Here is a 25,409-nt window from a genome sequence, read left to right on the forward strand (position 1 = left end):
GATGACCAGCTTCTGCACCTCTGACGCCCCCTCCACGACCCGCAGCACACGCAGGTGCCGCAGCACCCGCTCGACGGGCCCTTCGCGGAGCAGCCCCATGCCCCCGAAGACCTGCAGGCAGCGGTCGGCGACGGCGTAGGCCCGGTCGGTCGCGTAGTACTTGGCGATCGACGAATCCAGCCCGGACGTCGCGTCGGCGACCTGGTTGTCGACCGACCAGGCGAGGTGGTAGGTCATCCAGCGCATCGCCTCGATCTCGACCTTGCACTCGGCGAGCGGGAACGGATTCAGCCTATCAAGGATTCGGGGAGGTCAAGAACCGGACGGCGCCGACCCGGACGCATCCGTCGATGAGGTGTCCTCCCCCGGGAGCGTCACGTCCGATACATGCGGAATGCGCATGCGTGTCATGACCGCGACGTCGATGACGAGCGAGGCGAGGATGCTGACGACCAGCGCGACGAAGAAGACGGTCGGGTTGATCCAGGGCTGACCGCGCAACACGAGCAGGACGACGATGAAGACGACGAACTTGAGGATCCAGCCGCCGAGCACGATGCCGAAGAACAGCGGGACGTAGAGGTCGTCGCCGTACCAGCGGTTGGCGATCAGGATGCTGATGCCGGTGATCGCGAGGAAGACGGCGGCGAGCAGCACGCCGGCGAGGGCGCTCCACAAGCCTTCCTGGCCGGCGACGAGGTAGCCGATGATCGCGCCGACGATCGCGAGCCCGGCCGTGACGATGCCGCTCCAGATCAGGACCGTGCGCAGGACGGGGGTGCTCGAGATGGGGGTCTTGGATTCAGGGGCGCCGCTCATCGGGCCTCCTTCAGGTTCGGCGCGCTCGCGCGCGGGGGTTCGGCGCGCTCGCGCGCAGGGGTTCGGCGCGCTCGCGCGCAGGCGGGGCCGCCGCGGAATCGCGGTGGGAGGGCATGAGGGTGACGACGAGGCACGCCGCGATGCCGACGACGCCGAAGGCGACGCCGATCCAGTAGGTGCCGTACCAGTCCTCGTTGACCGAGATGTACATCAGCAGCACGGCGAGGCCGATGATCGCCGTCCATGCGTAGAAGATCAGCACGGCGTCGCGATCGGTGTGGCCCATGTCGAGCATGCGGTGGTGCAGGTGCTTGCGATCCGGCGAGAACGGCGACTTGCCGGCGCCGAGGCGGCGGATGACGGCGAGGCCGAAGTCCAGGAGCGGCAGCATGACCACGACGAGCGGCAGCAGGATCGGGATGAACGCACCGAGGAGCTGCGAGCGGCCGAACTGGTCGGGATCGAGCATCGCGGGGTCGAGCTGACCGGTGATCGTGACGGCGGAGGTGGCCATCAGGAGGCCGAGGACGAGGGCGCCGGAGTCGCCCATGAAGAGCTTCGCGGGATTCCAGTTGATGGGAAGGAACCCGAGGCACGCGCCGACCAGCACCGCCGCGAGAAACGACGCGAGATTGAAGTACGTGCTCGAGCCGGTGTCGCGCACGAGCATGTAGCTGTAGGCGAAGAAGATCGCGTTGGAGATGAGGCAGACGCCCGCCACGAGCCCGTCGAGCCCGTCGATGAAGTTCACGGCGTTCATGACGATGACGATCGCGAACACCGTCAGCGTGATGCTCACGGCGCTCGATCCGAGCGCCAACCCGCCGATCGGGAGGGAGAGGATCTGCAGTTCGCCATACCAGGCGATGACGCCGGCGGCGAGGAACTGGGCGCCCAGCTTGATCATCCAGTCGAGGTCCCAGAGGTCGTCGGCGACGCCGACGATCACGATGATCGTGCTGGCGATCAGGATCGCGTACACCGGCTTGGGGTCTGCCCAGAAGATCTCGAAGAAGGGGTTCGCCGCCGAGACGAGGATCGCGGCGACCATCGCCAGAAACATCGCGACACCGCCGAGCCGGGGGGTGGGGGTCTTGTGCACGTCGCGCTCGCGAATGCCCGGGTGCAGCTTGTAGCGCAGGCTGAGCTGCCAGACCGCCCACGCGAGCGACAGCGTGAGCGCGGCGGTGAAGAGCACGGTGAAGACGTACTGCTTCACCGGGGGCCGCCCGGTTCCGGCTCGGGGTCGGGCTCGAGAAGATCCTCAAGCACAACACGCAGCTGCTCGCGCGTGACCGCGCCGTCGCGGAGCACGCGCACGCGGGGCTCCGGGGCGTTCTCGCCGCGGGGGCCGACGAGGCTGGTGGCATCGATGATCGTGGAGGCGATCCCCGTCGCCGATGGACCGGCATCCAGATAGACCGCGACGTCGTCGCCGAGCATGCCGATCGCGGCATCGATCGCCACCGCGGCGGGCCGGCCGGTGAGGTTCGCGCTCGAAACGGCGAGTGGACCGGTCTCTTCGAGGATCTCGAGGGCGATGTGGTGGGCGGGCATGCGCACGGCGACCGTGCCCCGGGTATCGCCGAGATCCCAGGCGAGCGAAGGCTGGGACGGCAACACGATGGTCAGCCCGCCCGGCCAGAACTCCCCGACGAGGCGTTCGATCGGCTCCGGGACCTCCTGCACGAGAGCCGCGAGCGTCGCGGTGCCCGCGACGAGCACCGGCGGCGGCTGCTGCCGGCCGCGGCCCTTGGCGTCGAGCAGGCGCTGCACCGCGCGGGGGCTGAACGCGTCGGCGGCGATCCCGTACACGGTGTCGGTGGGGAGGACCACGAGCTCGCCACGGCCGATCGCCTGGCGCGCGTGTCGCATTCCGGAGAGCAGCTGCGCCTCGTCGCTGCAGTCGTAAACGGGAGACATGTCGGTTCGAGTGTACGGGGCCCCGGCCGGGAACTCAGGGCCGGACGGCTGTCGTCACGCGGTCGCGCAACGTCAGGTCGGGATGCGTCGCCGCCGCTCGCCAGCCGTCGGCCGTCAGCAGGTCGCGGATGGCCTGGCCCTGCCACTCGCCGTGCTCGATCACGAGCGTTCCGCCGGGATGGGCGAGGCGCAGCGCGGTCAGGCTGACCGCGCGCACGACATCCAGTCCGTCCGGTCCTCCGTAGAGGGCGGCCTCGGGGTCGTGCAGGCGCACCTCCGGATCGCGCGGGACCGCGTCGTCGGGCACGTAGGGCGGGTTGGAGACCACGACCGAGACCGTGCCGTCCAGCTCCGGGAACGCGTGGGCGAGATCGACGCACGACAGGCGCGCGTTCGACGCCCCCACTCGGTCGAAGTTCTCGCGCGTCCAAGAGAAGGCATCCGCCGAGTTCTCGGCCGCGTAGACCCGCGCGTGCGGGACTTCGGTCGCCAGCGCCAGCGCGATGGCTCCGCTGCCGGTGCCGAGGTCGACCGCGACGGGCTCGGGTCCCGCCGCCGACAGCAGGGCGTCGATGGCGATCTGCGCGACGATCTCGGTCTCGGGGCGCGGCACGAAGACGCCGGGGCCGACCCGCAGCTCGAGGTGCCTGAACGGGGCGAGCCCTGTGATGTGCTGCAGGGGCTCGCGCGCGGCCCGCCGGATCGCCAGCGGCTCGAGGGCGGCCGCGTCGGCGTCGGTCAGCTCGTCGCCGCGCACCACGGCCGCCTGCACGGCACCGCGGGAGATGTGCAGCACGTGCGCGATGAGCAGCTCGGCATCCACCGTCGGCTCGGCTATCCCCGCGGCGGCGAAGCGGTCGGCGAGGCCCTGCACGGCGGCGCGCACCGTCGGAGCGCCGGCGGGCGTGATCGGCTGAGGGGACTGGGGCATGGGCGCGGACCAGCCTACCCGGGCGGCCGCGGTTGTTTTGCGTCATACAAAGACGCATTCCGGGCGTCCTCCCATAGGCTTGGTCGGCGTTGGAACCCACTCGCTACCCGTCCGCGAAAGGCAGGCCATGGCCGGCATCCACCCCGACATCACATCCGCATTCGGCAACACTCCCCTCGTGCGGCTCAACAAGCTCACGGAGGGCCTCGGCGCCGAGGTGCTCGTGAAGCTCGAGTTCTACAACCCGGTCTCGAGCGTCAAGGACCGGCTCGGCATCGCGATCGTCGATGCCGCCGAGGCATCCGGCGAACTGCCCCCCGGCGGCACGATCGTCGAGTCCACGAGCGGCAACACGGGCATCGCGCTCGCGATGGTCGGCGCGGCCCGCGGCTACAAGGTCATCCTGACGATGCCGTCGTCGATGTCGAAGGAGCGTCGCACGCTGCTGAAGGCATTCGGCGCCGAGCTGGTGCTCACCGACCCCACCAAGGGCATGTCGGAGGCGGTCAACGTCGCGAAGCAGATCGTGGCCGACACCCCCGGCGCGATCTGGGCGAAGCAGTTCGAGAACGAGGCGAACCCCGCGATCCACCGCAAGACGACCGCCGAGGAGATCTGGAACGACACCGACGGCGAAGTCGACATCTTCATCGCCGGCGTCGGCACGGGCGGCACCATCACCGGGGTCGGCCAGGTGCTCAAGGAGCGCAAGCCCGACGTGCAGATCATCGCCGTCGAGCCGAAGGACTCCCCGGTGCTGACCGAGGGACACCCCGGCCCCCACAAGATCCAGGGCATCGGCCCGAACTTCGTGCCGGCGATCCTCGACCGCAGCGTGCTCGACGAGGTCATCGACGTCGAGTTCGACGACGCCATCCGCGTCGCCCGCGACACCGCCACCGCCGAGGGAATCCTGGTCGGCATGTCGAGCGGCGCGGCGATCTGGGCCGCGCTCGAAGTGGCGAAGCGTCCGGAGAACGCCGGAAAGAAGATCGTCGTGATCGTGCCGTCGGCGGGCGAGCGCTACCTCAGCACCGCCCTGTACGAGCACATCCGCGAGGACTGAGCGTGACGATCTGGGGCCGCATCCGCGAGGACGTCGCGGCGGCGAGGCTGCGCGACCCCGCCGCGCGGGGCGGCCTCGAGATCGCCGTGCTGTACCCGGGCCTGCACGCCGTGTGGGCATACCGAGTGACCCATGCGCTGTGGCTGCGGGGTGCGCGCTTTCCCGCGCGCGCCCTGTCACAGGTGGCGCGCTGGCTGACCGGGGTCGAGATCCACCCGGGCGCCGTGATCGGTCGACGCTTCTTCATCGACCACGGCATGGGCGTCGTCATCGGCGAGACGGCCGAGGTCGGGGATGACGTGATGCTCTACCACGGGGTCACGCTCGGCGGCCGCCAGCGCGAGGGCGGCAAGCGTCACCCCACGCTCGGCGACGGCGTCGCCGTCGGCGCGGGCGCCAAGGTGCTAGGCCCGATCACGATCGGCGCCGGTACGCTCATCGGCGCGAACGCCGTCGTCACGCGCGACTCGGCGCCCGACTCGGTGCTCGTCGGCGTGCCCGCCAAGGCGCGGCTGCGCCGCGCCGGCGAAGACACGCGCGCCCTGCTTACCGTGCCCGAGTACCACATCTGAGTTGGATGGGGCCGGGCCCCGGCATCCGGACTGCGGTGCGACCGACGGCTACGCTGTGCGCGTCCGCCGCTCATCGACCTGCTTCTTGATGAACACCATCGGCAGGAGCCACGCAGCGAGCGCCGTGACGAGCCAGACGATCATCGGCGCCAGGATCCACGTCAGCACGACGGGCGCGCCGATGGTCAGTCCGTCGACGAAGGCCTCGACGACGAGCAGCGCGACGAATGTCGAGAGGATGCCGATTCCGCCGACCAGCGCCGGCGCGTGACGGTGGCTCAGCTTCATGATGAACGGCGCGAGCACACTCTGCAGCACCGCGAAGATGACGACGGCGAACACGAAGCCCCACGGGTCCGACCAATCGATCGAGAACCCCGGCAGCACCCGATCGGCGACGATGAGGCCGAGCGCGGCGGAGAGCAGGAAGAGGAATCCGCGCAGGAGGAGCATGATCACGCGACCGAGCGTAGCGCGGCGCTCCGCGCCGGGAGCCGAGCGCGCGGCGTGATCATCCCGATCCACCCCCGAGTCGGCTCGCGCAGGACCGCGGCCGGCACCGGCCGAGCCCCGTTTCGAACCAGTGTCGTACCTATGTTCTAAACTGTTCTCATGTTCTTCGATCCCGAGATGGCCCCGGATTCCGACGGGAGTGACGCCGACGCGCTGGCCGCTGCGCGCGAAGCGAGCGAGGCGGATGCCGCGGCCCGGGCGGAGATAGCGCTCCACACCCCCGACACGCTGGATCACGTGGTGGAGATCGCCGACATGATCACGATCCACGCCGCGCAGCGGCTCATCGGGATCGACCTGGCCCGGCGCGAGGCCCTCGCCGAGGCGGAGCGCCACGGTCGCGGACTGTCGAATGTCATCGAGAGATCGTTTCGGCTCGAGATCGCCGCGGCTCTCCGGATCACCGAGCACGCGGCCGACGAGCTGATCGTGCTGGCGGAGGCCCTCGTCCACCGGTACCCATCGGTGCTCGATTCATTCAGCCGCGCCGGGATGACCGAGCGGCATGCCGCGCTTCTCGTGGACGCGCTGGACTCCGTCGAGCCCGAAACTCCGAGAGCGGATCCTCGCCCCGGCGATCGCTCTGGCCGAGTCGCAGCCCGTGGGCGCGTTCCGCCGCGGACTGCGCACGCTCGTGGAAACGGTGCGGGCGGCGACGCTCGAGGAACGACACCGGGCCGCGTTGCACGCTCGATCAGCTGCGCGCCGACGTCTTCGGAGACCTCCTCATCGAGGGAGACACGTACGCGCATCCGCCCGAGGCGCGGGGCATCCGCGCGACCGTCGCCGTCACGGTCCCCGCCCTCGCCCTGCTCGACGGCGGCTTACCTGGCGGCGACCCCGCGACGGTGGAGGGCATCGGCCCCATCCCGACGTCCCGCGCGCGGGAACTCTGCGGCGGCGCCGATGGCTGGATGCGGATCCTGACCCATCCCGAGACCGGAATGGTGCTCTCTGTCGGTCGTGAGCAGTACCGGCCGCCTCCGGCGCTGCGTCGACTCGTGCGATGGCGAGCGGACCGGTGCATGGCTCCGGGGTGCGGGGTGCCGGCCGCCCGCTGCGAGATAGATCACACGATCGCCTGGCAGGACGGCGGTGACACCGCGCTCGAGAACAGCGCTCCGCTCTGCAAGGGGCATCACGCCGTGAAACACCATGGCGGGTGGCGTGTCGGGCAAGTGGAAGGCAGCGGCGGCGCTCTTGAGTGGACCTCGCCGACCGGCCGCCGCTACCTGGTCGCGCCCGAACGCCGCGTGCCCGTCTTCCGTCCGCATACCGAGCGTGACGCGCCATTCTGACCTCCGGCGCAGCACGTGACCGCCCACGCGGAGTCGGGACCTGGGCCTGGGCCCGGCCGATCGAGCGTCAGTTCTTCTTCAGCGCCTCGGCGAGCATCACCAGGATGCCGCTGGGACCGCGGAGGTACGTGAGCTTGTAGACGTCCTGATAGGTCGCGACGCCGCGAAGCGGGTGGCAGCCGTGCCGTGCGGCGATCTCGAGCGCTTCGTCGATGTCGTCGACGGAGAACGCGACGCGGTGCATGCCGATCTCGTTGGGACGGGTGGGCTCCGTCTCGATCGCTTCGGGATGGATGTATTCGAAGAGCTCGAGGCGACCGTTGCCGTCCGGCGTTTGGAGCATCGCGATGTGGGCGTGGTTGCCGTCGAGCCCGACCGCGGTGTCTGTCCACTCGCCGCTGACCGTGTCACGTCCGATGACCGTGAGACCGAGGTCGGTGAAGAAAGCGATCGCTGCTTCGAGGTCGCGAACGGCGATTCCGACGTTCTCGAGGGTGATGGCCACGGGTAGAACGCTACCGTCAGCCGTCGGAACCGAGGGCGGCGAGGCGCTCCTCCTCGTCGGCGGCGATGCAGGACTCGACGATCGGGCCGAGGGCCCCGTCCATCACCTGGTCGAGGTTGTACGCCTTGTAACCGGTGCGGTGATCGGCGATGCGGTTCTCGGGGAAGTTGTACGTGCGGATACGCTCCGAGCGGTCCATGCCGCGGATCTGCGATTTGCGCGCCACCGAGGCGATGGCATCCAGTTCTTCCTGCTGCTTGGCGAGCAGCCGGGCACGCAGCACGCGCATGCCGGCCTCGCGGTTCTGCAGCTGCGACTTCTCGTTCTGCATCGACACGACGATGCCGGTCGGCACGTGCGTGATGCGCACGGCGGAGTCGGTCGTGTTGACCGACTGACCGCCGGGGCCGGACGAGCGGAAGACATCGATCTTCAGGTCGTTGGGATTGATCTCGACCTCGTCGGGCTCATCGACCTCGGGGAAGACGAGCACGCCCGTCGTGGAGGTGTGGATGCGGCCCTGCGACTCGGTCGCCGGAACGCGCTGCACGCGGTGCACGCCGCCCTCGTACTTGAGGTGCGCCCAGACGCCCTGCGAGGGATCGGTCGAGGAACCCTTGATGGCGACCTGGACGTCCTTGTAGCCGCCGAGGTCGGACTCGGTGCGCTCGAGCAGCTCGGTCTTCCAGCCCTTCGATGCCGCGTACTGCATGTACATGCGCAGCAGGTCGGCGGCGAAGAGGGCGCTCTCGGCACCGCCTTCCCCGCCCTTGATCTCCATGATCACGTCACGGGCGTCATCCGGGTCGCGAGGGATCAGCAGGCGCCGGAGGCGCTCCTGGGCCGAGGCGAGCCCCTCCTCGAGCAGCGGCACCTCTTCGGCGAACGCTTCGTCCTCGCGGGCGAGCTCGCGCGCGGCATCCAGATCATCGGATGCCGCGTTCCACGCGTCGTACGCGGCGACGATCCTCGAGAGCTCGGCGTACCGGCGGTTGACGCGCTTGGCACGCACCGCGTCGGCATGCACGGCCGGGTCGGAGAGTTCCTCCTGGACGGCCTTGTGCTCCTCGATGAGGGTCTTCACCGAATCGAACATGCGTGCTCCGAACGGTGAGGGTCACGGTTCGGCGAGCTCACCGGATGTTGTTCTCGTGCCCGTGGCTGTGTCCGCCGCCGGTCGGCGTCGGGATCGACTTCTGCATCTGCACGAGGAACTCGACGTTCGACTGCGTCTCCTTGAGCTTGCCGAGCACGACCTCGAGAGCCTGCTGGGGGTCGAGCCCGGCGAGTGCGCGACGCAGCTTCCACGTGATCTTGACCTCGTCGGCCGAGAGCAGCATCTCCTCGCGACGCGTGCTCGATGCGTTCACATCGACGGCGGGGAAGATGCGCTTGTCGGCGAGCGAGCGGTTCAGGCGCAGCTCGCTGTTGCCGGTGCCCTTGAACTCCTCGAAGATCACCTCGTCCATCTTCGACCCGGTCTCCACCAGCGCCGTCGCGAGAATCGTGAGCGATCCGCCGTTCTCGATGTTGCGCGCGGCACCGAAGAAGCGCTTGGGCGGGTAGAGGGCGGATGCATCGACACCACCCGTGAGCACGCGGCCGGAGGTCGGTGCCGAGATGTTGTAGGCGCGGCCGAGGCGGGTGATCGAATCGAGCAGCACGACGACGTCGCGACCGAGCTCGACGAGGCGCTTCGCGCGCTCGATGGCGAGCTCGGCGACCGTCGTGTGGTCTTCGGCGGGACGATCGAACGTCGAGGCGATGACCTCGCCGCGCACGGTGCGCTGCATGTCGGTGACCTCTTCGGGACGCTCGTCGACGAGCACGACCATGAGGTGGACCTCGGGGTTGTTCGTCGCGATCGCGTTGGCGATCTGCTGCAGCACGATCGTCTTGCCCGCCTTGGGGGGCGCGACGATCAGGCCGCGCTGGCCCTTGCCGATCGGGGCGACGAGATCGATGATCCGCTGGGTCAGCTTCTCGGGGACCGTCTCGAGGCGCAGGCGCTCCTGCGGGTAGAGGGGCGTGAGCTTTCCGAACTCGACGCGGGTCGCGGCATCCTCGACCGACAGGCCGTTGACCGAGTCGACCTTGACGAGCGCGTTGTACTTCTGGCGACCGGACTGCTCGCCCTCGCGGGGCTGCTTGATCGCACCGACGACGGCGTCGCCCTTGCGCAGGTTGTACTTCTTGACCTGGCCGAGTGAGACGTAGACATCGCTCGTGCCGGGCAGGTAGCCGGTGGTGCGCACGAAAGCGTAGTTGTCGAGCACGTCGAGGATGCCGGCGACGGGGATGAGCACGTCATCGTCGCCGATCTCGGTCTCGAACTCGTCGCCGGTCTGGCCGCGGCGCTTGTTCCGCTGACGGTTGCGGGCGTTCTGCGAGCCCTCGTCGTCGCCCTCGGCATCCTTCTGCGCGGCCTGGGCACTCCCCTGGCCCTGCGGCTGCTGTTGGCCCCCGCCCTGGCCGTTCTGGGCGTTCTGGGCGTTCTGGGCGTTCTGCCCGGTCTGGGTGCCCTGCGCGCCCTGGCCGCCCTGATTGCGGTTGCGGTTGCGGTTGCGATTGCGATTGCGACCGCGGCTCGGGGTGTCCTCCGACGCGTCGCCGGACTCTTCGCCGCCGGCCGCCTCGCCTGCCTCGGCCTCGTCGGTGGTCCCGGGTGCCTGCGCGTCGTCGGCGGGCGACTCCTGCTGTGCGAGCTGGGCCCGCTCGGCGTCGTCCGCGGTGGGCGCGTCCTCGTGCGGGGGTGCGGCCTGGTCGGCGGCGTCCTGCGCGGCGGCGTCCTGCTCGGGGGCGTCCGCGACGGGCGTGTCGAGCTGCGCCGCGGCTTCCTGCACGGCGACGTCTGCCTGCTCCGCCGGAGCGTCGGCTGCCGGGGCCGGTTCGGCCGCCTTGGCACGACGGGGCGCGCGCGCCTTGGGGGCGGTGCCGGTGACGGCGGTGCCGGCGTCAGCGGTGCCGGCGTCGGCAGAACTGGCGCGGCGGGGCGTGCGCTTGCGCGCGGGCTTCTCGACGGGCGCAGCGTCATCGGCCACGGCTTCTTCGGCGACGGCCGTTTCGGCAGCGGCCTCTTCGGGCGCGGGCGCCGCGTCGGTGTCGGCGACCTCGGCCGCTTCGACCGAGGCAATCGCGTCCGCGACCTCGACCTCGGCCGCGGTCACGTCCTCGGCCGCGGTCGCGTCTTCGGCAGGCGGGGCGTCGACCGCGGACGATTCGACGTCGTCGGTCACGCCGTCGGCCGGGGCAGCGATGCCCTGCGCGTCGGTCTGGCTGATCGACTCGTCGCCCTCGGCCGACGCGTTGTCGATGTGGATCTCGGAGATGGACTCCACGAGTTCTCCCTTGTGAAACGTGTGGATGATCTTGACTGCACGAGACGTACGCCACAACGACGTCGGCCCACGCCGCACTTCGGCAGGCTCATTGATCCTTTGAAGGCGGGGGGTCGTGCAGGGTTTCGCAGATTGCGATCGGAGGCCAGAGTCACGTAGCTACGTGGAACCCTCCGTTATGTCCCTCACTGTACCACCCTTGAAGTCGACGGCCAGCATGAGCGCTTCCCACGGGGTGTCCGATCCGGCGACGATCTCAGCGGCCTCGAGCCGGCGGCCCGGCCCGTCCGCCAGCACGAGCACGCTGGGCCCCGCACCGGAGACCACGGCCGCGTAGCCGTGCGACCGGAGCTCATGGACGAGGGCGTTGGTGGCGGGCATCGCGTCGGCCCGATAGTCCTGGTGGAGCTTGTCTTCGGTGGCCGCGAGCAGAAGCTCGGGGCTCTGCATGAGCGCCACGATGAGCAGTGCCGATCTCGACACGTTGAAGACGGCGTCCTCGCGCGGAACCTGCGTCGGCTGCATGCTGCGCGCGAGGCTCGTCGACATCGTGAACTCCGGCACGAAGACGAGCGGCGACACGCCGCGGTGCACGAGGAGCTTCTTGTGCTGTGGCCCGTCCTCGGTCATCCACGCGATCGTGAGCCCGCCGAAGAGTGCGGGCGCGACGTTGTCGGGATGGCCCTCGAGCTCGGTGGCCAGGCGTAGCAGGTCGTCCCCCGACATCTCGACGTCGCCCTCGAGCAGGCCCTTCGCGGCGAGGAGCCCGGCAACCACCGCGGCACCGGAGGATCCCATGCCGCGCCCGTGCGGGATGAGGTTGCGCTGAACGATGCGGAGCCCCGGGAGCCGGCGTCCGAACGCCTCGTAGGCGTACGCGATCGCCCGCACGACCAGGTGCGACGCATCGCGCGGCACATCGTCCGCGCCGGCTCCGGTCACCTCGATCTCGAGACCGGGCTGCGCGAGCGAGGTCACCTCGAGCTCGTCGTAGACCGAGAGGGCCAGGCCGAGCGTGTCGAAGCCTGGACCCAGGTTCGCGCTCGTGGCCGGCACGCGCACGGCGACCGTGCGCCCCGCGACGGGCCCAGCAACCGGGGGTGGTGTCACGCGGTCGCCCCTACCGGCGCCAAACCGAGCACCGACGCGACGTCCGACGTCGTCGCGTCGACGACGGTGGGGCGGATGTCGCTGCCATCGGCCGCGCGAAGGGCCCACTGGGGGTCCTTGAGGCCGTGACCGGTCACCGTCAGCACCACGCGGGCGCCCTGGGGAACGATCCCCGCTTCGACGCGGTCGAGCAGACCGGCGACGCTGATCGCGGACGCGGGCTCGACGAAGATTCCGACCTCGCCCGCGAGCAGCTTCTGCGCCGCGAGGATGCGCGCGTCATCGATCGCCCCGAACCAGCCGTCGGTCGCCTCGCGGGCCTCGATGGCGAGCTCCCACGAGGCCGGGTTGCCGATGCGGATCGCGCTGGCGATGGTCTCGGGATTCTTGACGACCTCGCCGCGCACGAGGGGCGCGCTGCCTTCGGCCTGGAACCCGAACATGCGGGGCACGCGGGTCGAGACGCCACGCTCGGCCTCCTCGCGGTAGCCCCGGGAGTACGCCGTGTAGTTGCCGGCGTTTCCGACCGGGATGAAGTGGAAATCGGGCGCGTCGCCCAACACCTCGACGACCTCGTACGCGGCGGTCTTCTGTCCCTCGATGCGGTCGGGGTTGACCGAGTTCACGAGGTGCACCGGGTAGTTGTCGGCAAGCTCGCGGGCGATCTCGAGGCAGTCGTCGAAGTTGCCGCGGATCTGGATGAGCTGACCGTTGTGCGCGACCGCCTGGCTCAGCTTGCCCATGGCGATCTTGCCCTCGGGAACGAGCACTGCGGCGGTGATGCCGGCGTGGGCGGCGTATGCGGCGGCCGAGGCCGACGTGTTGCCGGTCGACGCGCAGATGACGGCCTTGGCGCCGTGCTCGACGGCGCGCGAGAGCGCCACGGTCATGCCGCGGTCCTTGAACGACCCGGTCGGGTTCATGCCCTCGAACTTCACCCAGACGTCGGTGCCCGTGCGGCTCGACAGCGCCGGTGCGGGCAGGAGCGGGGTGCCGCCCTCGCCCAGGGTCACCACGGTCGAGGCGTCGGTCACTCCGAGCCGGTCGGCGTATTCGCGCAGAACCCCGCGCCAGACGTGTGCCATGTCACTCTCCTTCTACTCGCAGCACCGAGACGACCCGCTCGACGACCCCGCTCGCGGCGAGTCGGTCGACGGTGTCGCTCAGGTCCTGCTCCCGTGCGGTGTGGGTTCCGATGACGAGCCGGGCGACGCCGCCGTCTTCGGTGTCGTGATCGCCCGAGCCGACCACGGTCTGCTCGACGGTGGCGACCGAGACGCCGCCATCGCTGAGGATGCCGGCGACCGTCGCGAGGACGCCCGTCTGGTCGTCCACCTCGAGCGTGATCTGGTAGCGGGTCGTGACGTGGCCGATGGGCACGACGGGGAGGTTCGCGAGGGTGGACTCCCCCACGCCGACTCCACCCGCGATGTGCCGGCGCGCCGCCGAGACGACGTCGCCGAGCACGGCCGACGCGGTCTGCACGCCGCCGGCGCCGGCGCCGTAGAACATCAGGTTGCCGGCGGCCTCGGCCTCGACGAAGACGGCGTTGTTCGCCCCGTGCACGCTCGCGAGCGGGTGGTCGCGGCTGATCAGGGCCGGGTATACCCGCACCGAGATCGCTTCGCCCGACGGGCGAGACCGATCATCGAGTGGCCGCGAAGCCGCGGATCGAGACGCGGATGCCTCGCCCGCGGCATCCGCACCGTCTGTCGTGGCAGCGAGCCGCTCGCAGACGGCCAGCAGCTTGATGACGTACCCGGCGTGCCGCGCGGAGTCGATCATGGCCTTGTCGATGCTCGTGATGCCCTCGCGGTGCACGGCATCGAGGGGAACCGTGGTGTGGAATGCGAGGCTTGCGAGGATCGCGGCCTTCTGGGCGGCGTCGTAGCCCTCGACGTCGGCGGTCGGATCGGACTCGGCGTAGCCGAGCCGCTGGGCATCGGCCAGCACGTCGGCGAACTCCGCGCCCTCGGTGTCCATGCGGTCGAGGATGTAGTTCGTCGTGCCGTTGACGATGCCCATGATGCGCCGCACGCGATCGCCCGCGAGGCTGTCGCGCAGCGGCCGGATGATCGGAATCGCCCCCGCCGCCGCGGCCTCGTAGTACACCTGCGCACCCACCTGGTCGGCCGCGTCGAAGAGCTCGGGGCCGTGTGTCGCGAGCAGGGCCTTGTTGGCGGTCACGATGTCGGCGCCGGAGTTGATCGCCTGCAGCAGGTACTGCCTCGCCGGCTCGATGCCGCCCATGAGCTCGATCACGATGTCGGCGCCCATGATGAGCGTCTCGGCATCGGTCGTGAAGAGCTCGCGCGGCAGGTCGGTCTCGCGGGGCGCGTCGAGGTCGCGAACGGCGATGCCGACCAGCTCCAGCGACGCACCCGCGCGGTCGGCGAGCTCGTCGCCGTGCTTCAGCAGCAATGCGGCGACCTGCGACCCCACGGCTCCGGCCCCGAGCAGGGCCACCCTCAAGCGGCGATAGTCGATCATCCGGCTCCCTCTGTTGCTTCGTCTCGCTGGCGCTCGCTCAGCACAGGTACCCGGTGCAGGCCTGCGTCGCGCGCCAGCAGGTCTTCGATGCTCTCGCCCCGCACGATCACGCGCGCGACGCCGCCTCGGAGGGCGACGACAGGCGGACGGGGCACATAGTTGTAGTTGCTCGCGAGCGAGAAGCAGTACGCGCCGGTGGCCGGCACCGCCAGCAGGTCACCCGGGGCGACGTCGCCCGGCAGGTAATCGGCATCCACCACGATGTCGCCCGACTCGCAGTGGCGACCGACGACCCGCACGAGGGCGGGTTGGGCGTCGGACGTGCGCGAGGCGACGCGGGCGGAGAACTGGGCCCCGTACAGCGCGGGGCGCGCGTTGTCGCTCATCCCGCCGTCGACGCTGACGTAGACGCGCTCTGCGCCTTCGCCGATCTCGACGGGCTTGACCGTGCCGACCTCGTAGAGGGTGACGCCGGCCCGGCCGACGATGGCGCGACCCGGTTCGAACGCGAGATTCGGCAGCGGGATGCCGCGCACGGCGCACTCGGCGGCCACGACGTCGACGATCCCGTCGGCGAGCTCTTCGATCGGCGTGGGGTCATCGACCGAGGTGTACGCGATCCCGAAACCGCCGCCGAGGTTGAGGACCGGGATGTCCCCGCCCTCGGCGAGCACGCCGTGCAGTTCGAGCAGGCGCGACGCCGACTCGCGGAAGCCGGCGGTGCCGAAGATCTGCGACCCGATGTGGCAGTGCAGCCCGAAGAACTGCAGGCCGGGCAGCTCGCGGATGCGCGCGACGGCGGCGACGGCATCCTCGAGCGTGAAGCCGAACTTCTGGTCTTCGTGGGCCGTCGCCAGGAAGTCGTGGGTCTCGGCGTGCACGCCGCTGTTCACGCGGAGCAGGACGGGCTGACGGATGCCGCGGCGCTCGGCGATCGCCGAGAGTCGCTCGATCTCGATCGAGCTGTCGAGCACGATCGAGCCGATGCCGACCTCGACGGCGAGCTCGAGCTCGGCGACGCTCTTGTTGTTGCCGTGGAAGCCGAGGCGCGCGGGGTCGACGCCCGCGGCGAGCGCGACGGCGAGTTCGCCGCCGGTGCAGACATCGAGCGCGAGGCCCTCCTCCGTCACCCAGCGCGCGACCTCGGTGGACAGGAGCGCCTTGCCCGCATAGTAGATGCGCGCCTGCGTGCCATGGCGCTCGGCGGCCGTGCGGAACGCCCCGAGAACGCGACCGGCGCGGGCGCGCACCTCGTCCTCGTCGAGGATGTACAGCGGGGTGCCGAAGGTGTCGCGCAGTTCGAGCACGCTGATGCCGCCCACTCGCAGCGCGCCGTGATCGTCACGGTCGGCGGAGGGGGGCCACACATCGGCGGCGAGGGCATTCGCGTCCGCCGGAGGCACGAGCCAGTCCGGGGCGAGCGGGGTGGAAGCGGACAACGGGGACCAATCGTGGGATGCTTCGGCGCGGGGTGTCGGATTCGGGGCGCGCCGGCCGAGCTCAGCGGGGATGCCGCGGCGGCAGTGGAGTCACGGGCCGGGCGTTCCCCAGAAGTCTAGGGCACCGACCGCGGGCGTCATTCGCATGTTCCGACGGCCTGCAGGGCGGGGTCACTGATGATCCCGCCGTCGATGTCGAGGTCGGCGACGACCAGCTCGCCCTCGACCGCGATGTCGGTCAGCGTCACGCCCACGGGGATGTACTGCGCGATGCACACCGTCCAGTCCCGCAGGACGGCATCGGCGATGATGCCGAACCTCGCGCGGAGGTCGTCGGCCGACAGCTGTGCGCCGGCGAGGTCGAGTCGTGCTGGCGTCAGGACGATGTCGCCCTCGACGGCCGATGGGGCGAGCCCGACGCCGACCGGGAAGGACGCGCCGAAGACGCCGAGGTCGAACGTCATGTCGACGTTCGGCTGCGCGAGCGTGAGGGTGTCGGCGGGGAAGCCCTCGACCGTCGCGAGCAGGGTTCGAAGCTGCTCCTCGTCGATGCCGACGGTGGCCGATGCGGCCTCTGCGGGCGCGTCCCCGCTGATCGGCACGCCGTGTGCGGTGACGGCGACATCGCCCGTGAGCGTGCCCATCGTGACGTCATCCGATGACACCGTGACGGCATCGAGGCTTCCCGAGATCAGCTGCGGGATGACCGCGCCGCCGTCCACGGTGACATCGACGGCATGATCGGGAGGCAGCGCCAGGCGCGACACCGCCTGCTCGCGGATCGCCTTGGTCACCAGGTCGCGAGCGATCGCGTCGACGATGAACCACGCGGCAACCGCCAGGGCGAGCATCACCGCGAGCGCAACGATCCACGGCCACGCGCGGCGACGCCGGCGAGGTTCGGGCGGCGAGGCGAGCACCCACTGCACCCCCGGATCGGGCAGCGGCCGGGTGGGCTGCGTCTCGCCGGTCACGGCCTACATCCGCTCCGGAGCGGACACGCCGAGCAGGGTGAGCCCGTTGCGCAGCACCTGTCCCGTGGCGTCGTTGAGCCACAGCCGGGTGCGGTGCACCGGCTCGATCGGGTCATCGCCAAGGGGGATCACGCGGCAGTTGTCGTACCAGCGGTGGTACAGGCCCGCGAGCTCCTCGAGGTAGCGCGCGACGCGGTGCGGCTCGCGCACCTCGGCCGCGAACGCCACGACGCGCGGGAATTCCTGCAGGGCGCCGAGGAGGGCGGACTCGGTCTCGTGGACGAGGAGTTCGGGGGCGAACTCGCTGCGATCGACGCCCGAGGCGGCCGCATTGCGGGCGACGTTGTGCGTGCGGGCGTGAGCGTACTGCACGTAGAAGACGGGGTTGTCGTTCGTGCGCTTCTGCAGCAGTTCAGGATCGAGGGTGAGCGGGGAGTCCGCGGGGTAGCGCGCGAGGGAGTATCGGAGCGCGTCGGTGCCGAGCCACTCGCGCAGGTCGTCGAGCTCGATGATGTTGCCGGCGCGTTTGCTGAGGCGCGCGCCGTTGATCGACACCAGCTGCCCGATGAGCACCTCGATGTCGGCATCCGGGTCGTCGCCGGCGGCGCCCGCGAGCGCCTTCAGTCGATGCACGTAGCCGTGGTGGTCGGCGCCGAGCAGGTAGATCTTGTGGCGATAGCCGCGGTCGCCCTTGTTGAGGTAGTAGGCGGCGTCCGCGGCGAAGTAGGTGTAAACGCCGTTGGCGCGGCGGATGACGCGGTCGCGGTCATCGCCGAAGTCGGTCGTGCGCACCCACACGGCACCGTCGTCGTCGAAGACGTGACCCTGCTCGCGCAGTCGGTCGACCGCGTCGTCGACGAGGCTGCGGCCCGAGGTATCCGGGGTCTGCAGATCCAGTTCTGAGAACCAGACGTCGAAGTGCACGGCGAACTTCTCGAGCGACTCGCGGATATCGCCGAGCTGCAGTTCGTACGCCCGCGCCGTCACGCGCGCCACCAGGTCGTCGCCCTCGCGCGTCAGGATGTCGGGCTCCGCCGCACGGACGCGCTCGGCCAGCAACTGGATGTACTGGCCCGGGTACCCGTCCTCGGGGGTCTGCTCGCCACGGAGCGCGGCCAGCACGGAACCGCCGAAGCGCTCCATCTGGGCACCGGCGTCGTTGATGTAGAACTCGCGCACGACGGTCGCACCTGACGCCGCGAGCAGTCGGGCGATCGAGTCGCCGAGAGCCGCCCACCGGGTGTGGCCGATGTGCAGCGGACCCGTGGGGTTGGCGCTCACGAACTCGAGGTTGATCGTCGCCCCGCGCTGGGTCTCGTTCGCGCCGAAGGCGGCTCCGGCATCGACGATCTGCTTCGCGAGCAGTCCTGCCGCGGCGGCGTCGAGGCGGATGTTGATGAACCCGGGCCCGGCGACCTCGACGGACGCGATGCCCGAAACCTGTCCGAGGGCGTCCGCGATCTGCGTCGCGAGTTCGCGCGGGTTCGCGCCGAGCTGCTTCGCGAGCTTCATCGCGAGGTTGGTCGCCCAGTCGCCGTGATCACGGTTCTTGGGACGCTCGAGTGCGATGTCGGACGCCGCGATCCCAACCGGCTCGCCGGGTCGCCGCTGCTCGGCGATCGGGGTGACGACGGCGAGCAGGGAGGCGGTGAGATCATCGGGATTCATAGCCGAACCAGTCTACGGGCGGGCGGGAATGCCCACCGATCGTGGCCCGCGGCGCCGACCATCCCGCGCGGGCGCCGAACTCGTCGATGCGTCCCACGCTCAGGCGAGCTGGATGAGCGCCTCGATGTCGTCGGTGGAGGCATCCGAGTCCTCGAACCCGCCCTCGCCGGCGACCCACGCGTCGACACGAAGGTGATCGAGGCCGACGTGCCCGCCGTGGTAGCTCAGGAATGCGCAATCTGCGGCGTCGCGGCCGGTGGCGATGCGCACGAGCGAGCGCCGGTTGGCGAGGCGTGTGGCGTCGATGACGTACCACGACCCGTCGAGGTAGGCCTCGGCGACCGCGTGGAAGTCCATGGGCTGGAGGCCGGGCGCAAAGCACGCGGCGTACCGGGCCGGCACGTCCATGGCGCGCAGGAGCGATATGACGACGTGGGCGTAGTCGCGGCACACGCCCTGACCCGTCATGAGCGTCGTCACCGCGCTGTCGGTGCCCAGGCTCAGGCCGGGCGTGTAGGTGATGCTCGATGACGCGAACGACGCCACGGCGGTGATCAGCTCGTGTCCCTGCATGCCGCGGAACTGACGGCGGGCCTGGGCGAACACCTCATCCGACTGGCAGTAGCGGCTCGGGCGGAGGTATGTGATGGCCTCGAGGTCGCTCGTGTGGGTCGTTCCGGCCTGGCCCTCGACGGTCGCCTCGTACCGCACCTGCAGCGGCCCGGCCTCGCCGATGAGCCGGTGGAGGCGGCTGCCGGACTGGTCGACGATCTCGGTCGGGGTGTACGTGCGGTCGCCTGCGGTGAAGGTCAGCTGCTCGGTCACGACGGGCATCGATCGGGCCGCCGTGAGCGAGAAGATGAGGTCGATGGAACCCCCCAGTCGGAGGTCCAGTTCGGCGGTCACGACGCGTTGCACCGGGATATCCTCGCACGCCGAAACGCGTCCCGAGAACGCCCCCGCCTCGGGGGCTTTCCGGTGCTTTTCCGGTGCCCCCCAGGGGCCGTTCGCCGGCAGGCATCCACCGGCTTTCGCATCCCGTGCTACCCGCATTCGGCGCAGGCCGAAACGTGACTTACCCTCGGTGCATGACCTCGCCGGATCACCCGCGCCGAGCGCGACGCGCGTGGCCTCTCGTGGCCGTCGCCGTGGCGGTCGCGCTGGTGTGCGCGTTCGCCGCGTCGCGGCCGTGGGTCGACGTCCCCGACACGGCCGCGACGGTCGACGTCGCCGCGGACGAGAACGCCGCGGCGGCCGTCGCACCCGCCGCGCTCGCGCTCCCCGAGCATGCCCGGGTGCTGATCTTCGGCGATTCGTGGACGTACGGCTCCGCGGCGAGCGCCCCCGAGCTCGGCTACGCGTATGCGATCGGCCGCAACCTGGGCTGGGAGACGATCGTCGACGGCGTCCGCGGCAGCGGTTACCTGAAGCCCGGCTTCGGCGGCGGCACCTTCGGGCAGCGCATCGCCGCCCTCGATCCGGCGCTCGACCCGGACCTCGTCATCGTGCAGGGCTCGATCAATGACCGGGCCGCGGGCGAGGTCGGCTACCGCGACGCGGTGACTGCGGCGTGGGACGCGCTCGCCGCCCTCTACCCCGGGGCCTCGTTCGTGATCCTCGGCCCTGCCCCGCACGTGCTGCCGGTCGGCACCGAGACCGCGCGCATCGACCGTGACCTCGGCGAACTCGCCGCAACGCGGGGCTGGTGGTACGTCTCCCCCGTCGAGGAGGAGTGGATCACGGCGGCGAACTACGCCTCCGTGATCGACTCCACGATCGGGCGGAGCCACCCGTCCACCGCCGGACACGCGTACCTGGCGAGCCGCCTGGCGCAGGATCTCGCGGGACTTTCGCAGACATCGGATGCCGCGGCCGACGTGCCCGTCGAGCTGACCCCTGATGGGGAGACCCTCGACGATGGGCACGCTGACGACGAGACCCCCGTCGACCAGACCCCCGGGGAGCAATAGGGCGCGGCTATTCCATGTCGAGGTCGATCGACGGCTGGGGCGCCGATGTCTCCGGCTGCACCTCAGCAGGTCTCAGGCGCCTGGTTCGGAGCTTGATCTCGTCGACGAGGGCGACGTCGGCCGCGACCTCCTCGACGCCCTCGGCGTGCGTCGCGTAGAGCTGGCTCGCGGGGCCCAGGAGGATCTCCGCGTACGAGGCCACCCCGCCCTCCACGATCGGGACGGTGATGACAGCCGAGGCCTGCGTGTCCGCCAGGGCGCTGGCGTACTCGAGCAGCGCCTCGCTCACCGCGTCGGGCAGGAGGACGGTGTCGCCCGTATAGTGCAGCCGCTGCATGCATCGATCGTGCCGCTCTATCACCACCCTGGCAAAGGGCTTGCCATCGCGGAACCACCCGCATACCCTGCACGCGCGAGCGACGGAGCGTCAGGCTGCGGCGCGCAGACGCAGTCGCGCGAACGGTCGCACGAGGATGCGCATAGGCACGCCGACGATGAGCACCACCAGCCCCAGAAGCGAGCGATCCCTCGACCCGAAGGCGAGCTTGCGCTCCCACGCGTCGCGGAGACGTCCGCCCCGGCGGAGCCGCGCGGGCTTGGGCGGAAGCTCCCCCGCGCGGCGCTGTGCGACGAGCTCGGCGACGCGCTCGGTCCAGTCGTCTTCGGCGGGATCGTGGAAGTAGTTGCGGCGAAGCCACTCGCGGGTCGGATGCCGGAAGTCCCTCGTCACGACCGCCTCCTCCGACGCGAGCAGGCCGCTGCCGACGAACACCTGGTTGATGAGCTCGTCGGAGACCCCGAAGGAGTCGAGCGCGATGACGGGGATCCCCCGTGCGACCGCCTCGATCGCGGCGGTCGAGCTCACCGTGACCAACCCCGCGGCCGTGTCGAGCGCCTTGCCCATCGGGGCGGTCGACACGACGAGGTTCGGCGGCGGCGGCGCGATCTTGGCGAGCAGGTCGGCGATGCTGTGGCGCTGCCGGTGGGTCTGATGCTCCCCGGCGAGCCCGCGCTCCTTGATCACCACCCGCCGGGACGGATCCGCCAGCGCCGCCTCGAGCAGCAGCCGGGCGACACGCATCCGATCGGAGCGCTCCGCGGGGACCTTCGCCTGCGACGCGAACACGAGGTCGGTGCCGTCGCCGGGCGCCGGCTGCGTGGCTCCGCCGCGAACGGCGAACGGCAGCCGCGAGAGCGCGAAGCGCTGCGAGAGGCCCCGCCTGCGGGCGAGGTGGGTGAACTCGCGAACCTCGCGGGTCGAATGCAGCACGAAGAGGTCGCATTGCGTGCGGTGGATGAGGGCGGCGGTGGTCGCGGGAATCGAGATGCCGGGCAGCCCCGACACCAGAACCGGCCGCGGCTCGAGCTCGGCCACCGCACGGGCGAGCACGCGAACGAGCGGCCCGCGCGCGGCCACCAGCACAGCATCCGGTCTCGCCGCGCTCAGCACGTCGGCGAGTTGCGCGAAGCCGACCCGGCGCACGCGGGAGCGGTCGAGCCCGCTCCGCGCGAGGGCAGCCTCTTCCTGCTGAGGGCTCACGACGAGCGGGGTGTCGATGATCAGCAGTTCGGCATCCGAACCCTCCGGGAGCGACCCGAGGAGCGCGGCGGCCCACTTCACGTACGAATCCGTGTCGGCGAGGCCGACGATGCGAAGTCCCCTCCCGGTCACGCGAGGACGCGGCGCAGCTTCGCCATGGGCGCGCGCTCGCCCGGGAAGACGCGCTTGACGCCGTCGCCGAGCGCGGTCTCGACGATGCGGATGTCGCGCACGAGGTGCTGCAGGCCTGCGGGCTCGAGCGATGCGGCGTGGTCGGAGCCCCACATCGTGCGGTCGAGGGTGATGTGCCGCTCCACCGCGACGGCGCCCAGCGCGACGGCGGCGAGGGAGATCTGCAGTCCGCGCTCGTGCCCGGAGTACCCGACCGGAACCCCGGCGTAGCGGTCTCGCAGAACGGGGATCATGCGCAGGTTGGCCTCGTCCGGCTCCATCGGGTAGGTCGAGGTGGCGTGCATGAGGATGAGCTGGTCGGTTCCGAGCACCTCGATCGCGGCGTCGATCTGCTCGATGGTCGACATGCCGGTCGAGAGGATGACGGGCTTGCCCGTGTCGCGGATCGCCTCGAGCAGCGGCACATCGGTCAGGCAGGCGGAGGCGACCTTGTGCGCGACGACGTTGAGGTCCTCGAGGAAGTCGACGCTCGGCACGTCCCACGGCGACGCGAACCAGTCCAGGCCGCGGAGCAGGGCGTGGTCGGCGACCTCGATGTACGCGGCGCGGTCGAACTCCACCCGGTACCGGTAGTCGAGGTACGTCATCGTGCCCCACGGCGTCTCGCGCAGCGTGTCACGCATGTGCACCGGGGTGGAGATCTCGGGCGTGCGCTTCTGGAACTTGACGGCATCCACCCCCGCCTCGGCGGCGACGTCGATGAGCTGCTTCGCGAGCGCGACCTCACCGTTGTGGTTGAGGCCGATCTCGGCGATGACGTACGACGGGCGACCGCCTCCAACGACGCGCGATCCAATGGTGACGGTCATGGTGCCTTCCTTTCGGTTCGAATCGCGGGCTCGGTGAACGAACCCGCCGGGTCTCGGGGCGCTCGGCCGCGGAGCACGCGGTCGGCGAGGTCGCGGACGGCCCCCGCGCCGCCTGGCCGGCTGACGACCACCCGCGCGGCGGCGAGCACGAGGGCATCCGACCCGGGAACCGCGACCGGCCACCCGACCGCGTCGAGGCAGGTCAGATCGTTGACGTCGTTGCCGATGTACGCGATGCGCGAGAGCGGGATGCCGCGGTCATCCGCCCACTCCCGCAGGGCCGCGAGCTTGTCGTCGACGCCCTGCCGCACATCGACGTGGAGCTTGCGGGCGCGCGCCGAGACGATGGGCGCGGTCTCCGTCGACAGGATCAGCACGGGAACGCCCGCCCGGCGAAGGCGCGCGATGCCCATCCCGTCGGAGCGGCTCACGCTCACGAGCTCTCGGCCGTCGGCCCCGATGATGGCGGTGTCATCGGTGTGCACCCCGTCGAAGTCGGTGACGACGGCGTCGACATCCATCCGCGGCTCGTCGGTGTCCACGAGGGGCGCGATCGCCTGCGCGAGGGCGAGTTGCTCCTCGGAATCGACCTCTATCGCCGTGCGCTCGGCGACCTCCACGATGCCGACTCGCCCGAAGAAGCGGTGCTGCGCGGTGCGGAACCCCGCCGCATCCATCACGTAGAAGGCCCCGGTTTCGAGGTGATGCGGTTCGCGGTCCTGCCGGCGCGGGCGGTGGGCGGGATCATGATTGATCCCCCGGGCTCTGCCGTCGGCATCCCGCTGCCACAGGAATCCGTAGGTCTCGACCGCCGAGAACACGCTGTCGTGCACGCCCTCGCGTACCAGCTGGACGGCGCGCTCGATGTCGGCGCCGGCAATGAAGGGCGATGTCGCCTGCAGGAAGGCGAGCACCCCCACCTCGTGCCCGTCCGCGGCGAGCGCATCGAGGGCGTGCAGCAGCGCGCTCTCGCTGGCGGCCGTGTCGCCGGACAGCTCCGCCGGTCGCCGGATGACCGCGGCTCCCCACTCCTCGGCCGTGGCTGCGATCTCGTCGTCGTCCGTCGACACCACGACGAGATCGATCGACGGTGCCGCCTGCGCCGCCCGGATCGCGCGCGCCACGAGGGTCAGCCCGCCGACGCGGCGGAGATTCTTGCGGAGGACGCCCTTCGATCCTCCTCGCGCGGGGATGACGGCCACGGTCCGGGCCATCAGCCGAGACTCCGGTCGTGCCGCGCGGCGTCTGCGTCGGGCCGGCGGATGACGCTGCCCGTGCCCTCGAGCACGAGGGGAAGGGTCGTCGTGGTGCTGGATGCCAGGGTGATCACGTCGAGGGGCTCCGTGGCCCCCGCCACGAGCAGCTCGACGGGCAGGTGGGCCTCCGACACCGTGATGCCGTCGATCGCGGCGACCAGAAGGGTGTGCTCTGCGGGTTCGCGGCGATGAGGCAGGTAGAGAGCCGGCGCGACGGATGCCTGCGCCTCGACCCATCGCAGGTACTCGGGCAGCGGCATCCGGTTGTCGACGGGGCGCGCGCTGCCGAGGATGATGCGGCCGCCGGGGGCGGCGAAAGGGCGAGCGGTGCGACGCGTCCATTCGAAGCGGTGCGGGAGGATGCGGATGCCGAGGTCGGCGAGTTCGCGGTTGCGCTGCTGCCCGAGCTCGAACGCCGTGAAGAACTCCACGTCGCCGGCCAGGGCCCGGCCGAGGATCTGGTCGTGGGCGAAGGGGACCACGCGCGTCGTCATCCCGCGCTCCGAGACCCCGGGGCGCGCGTACGCTCGCCGTCCGGTCAGCGCGTCGGCGTACGCAAGCGTGTTGGCGCCGTCATCGAGGAACGTGATGCGGCGCGGGCGGAGAAGCGCGGCGGCCAGGCGGAACTGGCCGGAGAACCCGTCGCCGACCAGCCAATGCCGATGCTGGCTGAGGAGCTTCCACGGGATGCCGAGGTACGGCTCGCAGGCCGAGAACATCGCGCCGCGCGCGACGAGTTCGTCGGCGGTCTCGGACATCTGCGGCGTCAGCCGGCCCGCGATCGGGATGCGGCGCCGGTGGGCCGATGCCCATTCGGCCGCCCCGATGAGCTGCAGGGGAGATTCGACCCAGGCGATCGCCGGTATGCGGGTCTTCTCCACGTCCACCCCCGTCGCGTCGCCACGGTGCACGGCGATCGCTCCCATCGTGTTCCCCGGGGGTGAACTCGACGACAGCCCCCGGTGAAGCCTCGCGGACGGGCGGATGAACCGTTGG

General features: G+C 70.6%; 25 protein-coding genes. 4 read left to right on the plus strand and 21 right to left on the minus strand.

What is annotated here, in order from left to right; all coding sequences use genetic code 11:
- The 5 genes from VNT50_RS06460 to prmC all read right to left on the minus strand — a co-directional run.
- Positions 1-303: acyl-CoA dehydrogenase family protein (locus tag VNT50_RS06460; RefSeq protein WP_325484309.1), on the minus strand; the 303-nt coding region annotated here is incomplete at its 3' end.
- 9 nt (positions 304-312) lie between these two features.
- Positions 313-819 carry a Cg1360 family ATP-synthase-associated protein gene (locus tag VNT50_RS06465; protein ID WP_325484281.1) on the minus strand — a complete coding sequence of 169 codons (507 nt, stop codon included), beginning with the start codon at positions 817-819 and terminating at the stop codon, positions 313-315.
- 10 nt (positions 820-829) lie between these two features.
- Complete coding sequence (locus tag VNT50_RS06470) at positions 830-2,038, minus strand: MraY family glycosyltransferase (protein ID WP_325484282.1); 1,209 nt, start codon at positions 2,036-2,038, stop codon at positions 830-832.
- Positions 2,035-2,742, minus strand: a complete 708-nt coding sequence (locus VNT50_RS06475; RefSeq protein WP_325484283.1) for an L-threonylcarbamoyladenylate synthase — start codon at positions 2,740-2,742, stop codon at positions 2,035-2,037. The genes VNT50_RS06470 and VNT50_RS06475 overlap by 4 nt, the downstream gene beginning before the upstream one ends.
- A gap of 34 nt (positions 2,743-2,776) precedes the next feature.
- Complete coding sequence (gene prmC, locus VNT50_RS06480; protein ID WP_325484284.1) at positions 2,777-3,673, minus strand: peptide chain release factor N(5)-glutamine methyltransferase; 897 nt, start codon at positions 3,671-3,673, stop codon at positions 2,777-2,779.
- A gap of 127 nt (positions 3,674-3,800) precedes the next feature.
- On the opposite strand from prmC, the gene cysK reads away from it, so the two are divergent.
- Both cysK and epsC read left to right on the plus strand, forming a co-directional pair.
- Entirely contained in the window at positions 3,801-4,739 is a 939-nt protein-coding gene (gene cysK, locus VNT50_RS06485; RefSeq protein ID WP_325484285.1) for a cysteine synthase A, read from the plus strand.
- A gap of 2 nt (positions 4,740-4,741) precedes the next feature.
- Positions 4,742-5,311, plus strand: a complete 570-nt coding sequence (epsC, locus tag VNT50_RS06490) for a serine O-acetyltransferase EpsC (RefSeq protein ID WP_325484286.1) — start codon at positions 4,742-4,744, stop codon at positions 5,309-5,311.
- Positions 5,312-5,359: 48 nt separating this feature from the next.
- Here the strand turns inward: epsC and VNT50_RS06495 are convergent, their stop codons facing one another.
- Positions 5,360-6,277 carry a Na+/H+ antiporter NhaC family protein gene (locus tag VNT50_RS06495; protein ID WP_325484287.1) on the minus strand — a complete coding sequence of 306 codons (918 nt, stop codon included), beginning with the start codon at positions 6,275-6,277 and terminating at the stop codon, positions 5,360-5,362.
- Between the two features lie 395 nt (positions 6,278-6,672).
- Here VNT50_RS06495 and VNT50_RS06500 point away from each other — a divergent pair, with 395 nt between their 5' ends.
- The gene (locus VNT50_RS06500) at positions 6,673-7,122 is read left to right on the plus strand and encodes an HNH endonuclease signature motif containing protein (protein ID WP_325484288.1); all 450 of its coding nucleotides are present in this window, start codon (positions 6,673-6,675) and stop codon (positions 7,120-7,122) included.
- Between the two features lie 67 nt (positions 7,123-7,189).
- On the opposite strand, the gene VNT50_RS06505 is transcribed toward VNT50_RS06500, so the two are convergent.
- From VNT50_RS06505 to VNT50_RS06550, 10 genes are all read right to left on the minus strand, one after another.
- Positions 7,190-7,627 carry a VOC family protein gene (locus VNT50_RS06505; protein ID WP_325484289.1) on the minus strand — a complete coding sequence of 146 codons (438 nt, stop codon included), beginning with the start codon at positions 7,625-7,627 and terminating at the stop codon, positions 7,190-7,192.
- A gap of 16 nt (positions 7,628-7,643) precedes the next feature.
- On the minus strand, positions 7,644-8,723 hold the full coding sequence (gene prfA / locus VNT50_RS06510; protein ID WP_325484290.1) for a peptide chain release factor 1: 1,080 nt from the start codon (positions 8,721-8,723) through the stop codon (positions 7,644-7,646).
- Positions 8,724-8,760: 37 nt separating this feature from the next.
- Complete coding sequence (rho, locus tag VNT50_RS06515) at positions 8,761-10,965, minus strand: transcription termination factor Rho (protein ID WP_414683949.1); 2,205 nt, start codon at positions 10,963-10,965, stop codon at positions 8,761-8,763.
- 159 nt (positions 10,966-11,124) lie between these two features.
- A complete protein-coding gene (gene thrB, locus VNT50_RS06520) occupies positions 11,125-12,075 on the minus strand; it encodes a homoserine kinase (protein WP_325484291.1) in 951 nt (316 codons plus the stop codon).
- Complete coding sequence (gene thrC, locus VNT50_RS06525) at positions 12,072-13,160, minus strand: threonine synthase (RefSeq protein WP_325484292.1); 1,089 nt, start codon at positions 13,158-13,160, stop codon at positions 12,072-12,074. The genes thrB and thrC overlap by 4 nt, the downstream gene beginning before the upstream one ends.
- Position 13,161: 1 nt before the next feature.
- Positions 13,162-14,565 carry a homoserine dehydrogenase gene (locus VNT50_RS06530; RefSeq protein WP_325484293.1) on the minus strand — a complete coding sequence of 468 codons (1,404 nt, stop codon included), beginning with the start codon at positions 14,563-14,565 and terminating at the stop codon, positions 13,162-13,164.
- Positions 14,562-16,004: a diaminopimelate decarboxylase gene (gene lysA / locus VNT50_RS06535; RefSeq protein WP_325484294.1), complete on the minus strand. Its 1,443-nt coding sequence runs from the start codon at positions 16,002-16,004 to the stop codon at positions 14,562-14,564. Before lysA ends, VNT50_RS06530 begins: the two co-directional genes overlap by 4 nt.
- A 137-nt stretch (positions 16,005-16,141) precedes the next feature.
- Positions 16,142-16,978, minus strand: a complete 837-nt coding sequence (locus VNT50_RS06540) for an LmeA family phospholipid-binding protein (protein ID WP_325484295.1) — start codon at positions 16,976-16,978, stop codon at positions 16,142-16,144.
- Positions 16,979-16,981: 3 nt separating this feature from the next.
- Entirely contained in the window at positions 16,982-18,646 is a 1,665-nt protein-coding gene (gene argS / locus VNT50_RS06545; protein WP_325484296.1) for an arginine--tRNA ligase, read from the minus strand.
- A gap of 99 nt (positions 18,647-18,745) precedes the next feature.
- Positions 18,746-19,564 carry a transglutaminase-like domain-containing protein gene (locus tag VNT50_RS06550; RefSeq protein ID WP_325484297.1) on the minus strand — a complete coding sequence of 273 codons (819 nt, stop codon included), beginning with the start codon at positions 19,562-19,564 and terminating at the stop codon, positions 18,746-18,748.
- Positions 19,565-19,734: 170 nt separating this feature from the next.
- Between VNT50_RS06550 and VNT50_RS06555 the strand changes: the two genes are divergently transcribed.
- Complete coding sequence (locus VNT50_RS06555) at positions 19,735-20,616, plus strand: SGNH/GDSL hydrolase family protein (protein WP_325484298.1); 882 nt, start codon at positions 19,735-19,737, stop codon at positions 20,614-20,616.
- Between the two features lie 7 nt (positions 20,617-20,623).
- On the opposite strand, the gene VNT50_RS06560 is transcribed toward VNT50_RS06555, so the two are convergent.
- From VNT50_RS06560 to VNT50_RS06580, 5 genes are all read right to left on the minus strand, one after another.
- Positions 20,624-20,953 (minus strand): hypothetical protein, encoded by a 330-nt coding sequence (locus VNT50_RS06560; protein WP_325484299.1) that lies wholly within the window; start codon positions 20,951-20,953, stop codon positions 20,624-20,626.
- Positions 20,954-21,043: 90 nt separating this feature from the next.
- The gene (locus tag VNT50_RS06565) at positions 21,044-22,288 is read right to left on the minus strand and encodes a DUF6716 putative glycosyltransferase (RefSeq protein WP_325484300.1); all 1,245 of its coding nucleotides are present in this window, start codon (positions 22,286-22,288) and stop codon (positions 21,044-21,046) included.
- Positions 22,285-23,157: an N-acetylneuraminate synthase family protein gene (locus VNT50_RS06570; protein WP_325484301.1), complete on the minus strand. Its 873-nt coding sequence runs from the start codon at positions 23,155-23,157 to the stop codon at positions 22,285-22,287. The genes VNT50_RS06565 and VNT50_RS06570 overlap by 4 nt, the downstream gene beginning before the upstream one ends.
- Positions 23,154-24,371, minus strand: coding sequence for an acylneuraminate cytidylyltransferase (locus tag VNT50_RS06575; protein ID WP_325484302.1), 1,218 nt, complete (start codon positions 24,369-24,371; stop codon positions 23,154-23,156). Before VNT50_RS06575 ends, VNT50_RS06570 begins: the two co-directional genes overlap by 4 nt.
- Positions 24,371-25,339, minus strand: coding sequence for a hypothetical protein (locus VNT50_RS06580; protein WP_325484303.1), 969 nt, complete (start codon positions 25,337-25,339; stop codon positions 24,371-24,373). Before VNT50_RS06580 ends, VNT50_RS06575 begins: the two co-directional genes overlap by 1 nt.
- Positions 25,340-25,409 lie beyond the last annotated feature (70 nt).

The organism is Microbacterium sp., from assembly GCF_035554235.1.
Taxonomy (GTDB): Bacteria; Actinomycetota; Actinomycetes; order Actinomycetales; family Microbacteriaceae; genus Microbacterium.

Bases quoted from the DNA above. Each gene is read 5' to 3' on its own strand.
- VNT50_RS06555 (WP_325484298.1), top strand. From the start codon at position 19,735: ATGACCTCGCCGGATCACCCGCGCCGAGCGCGACGCGCGTGGCCTCTC.
- VNT50_RS06575 (WP_325484302.1), bottom strand. From the start codon at position 24,371: ATGGCCCGGACCGTGGCCGTCATCCCCGCGCGAGGAGGATCGAAGGGC.
- VNT50_RS06560 (WP_325484299.1), bottom strand. From the start codon at position 20,953: ATGCAGCGGCTGCACTATACGGGCGACACCGTCCTCCTGCCCGACGCG.
- prfA (WP_325484290.1), bottom strand. From the start codon at position 8,723: ATGTTCGATTCGGTGAAGACCCTCATCGAGGAGCACAAGGCCGTCCAG.
- VNT50_RS06580 (WP_325484303.1), bottom strand. From the start codon at position 25,339: ATGGGAGCGATCGCCGTGCACCGTGGCGACGCGACGGGGGTGGACGTG.
- VNT50_RS06465 (WP_325484281.1), bottom strand. From the start codon at position 819: ATGAGCGGCGCCCCTGAATCCAAGACCCCCATCTCGAGCACCCCCGTC.
- cysK (WP_325484285.1), top strand. From the start codon at position 3,801: ATGGCCGGCATCCACCCCGACATCACATCCGCATTCGGCAACACTCCC.
- VNT50_RS06475 (WP_325484283.1), bottom strand. From the start codon at position 2,742: ATGTCTCCCGTTTACGACTGCAGCGACGAGGCGCAGCTGCTCTCCGGA.
- prmC (WP_325484284.1), bottom strand. From the start codon at position 3,673: ATGCCCCAGTCCCCTCAGCCGATCACGCCCGCCGGCGCTCCGACGGTG.
- argS (WP_325484296.1), bottom strand. From the start codon at position 18,646: ATGAATCCCGATGATCTCACCGCCTCCCTGCTCGCCGTCGTCACCCCG.
- VNT50_RS06570 (WP_325484301.1), bottom strand. From the start codon at position 23,157: ATGACCGTCACCATTGGATCGCGCGTCGTTGGAGGCGGTCGCCCGTCG.
- VNT50_RS06530 (WP_325484293.1), bottom strand. From the start codon at position 14,565: ATGATCGACTATCGCCGCTTGAGGGTGGCCCTGCTCGGGGCCGGAGCC.
- thrC (WP_325484292.1), bottom strand. From the start codon at position 13,160: ATGGCACACGTCTGGCGCGGGGTTCTGCGCGAATACGCCGACCGGCTC.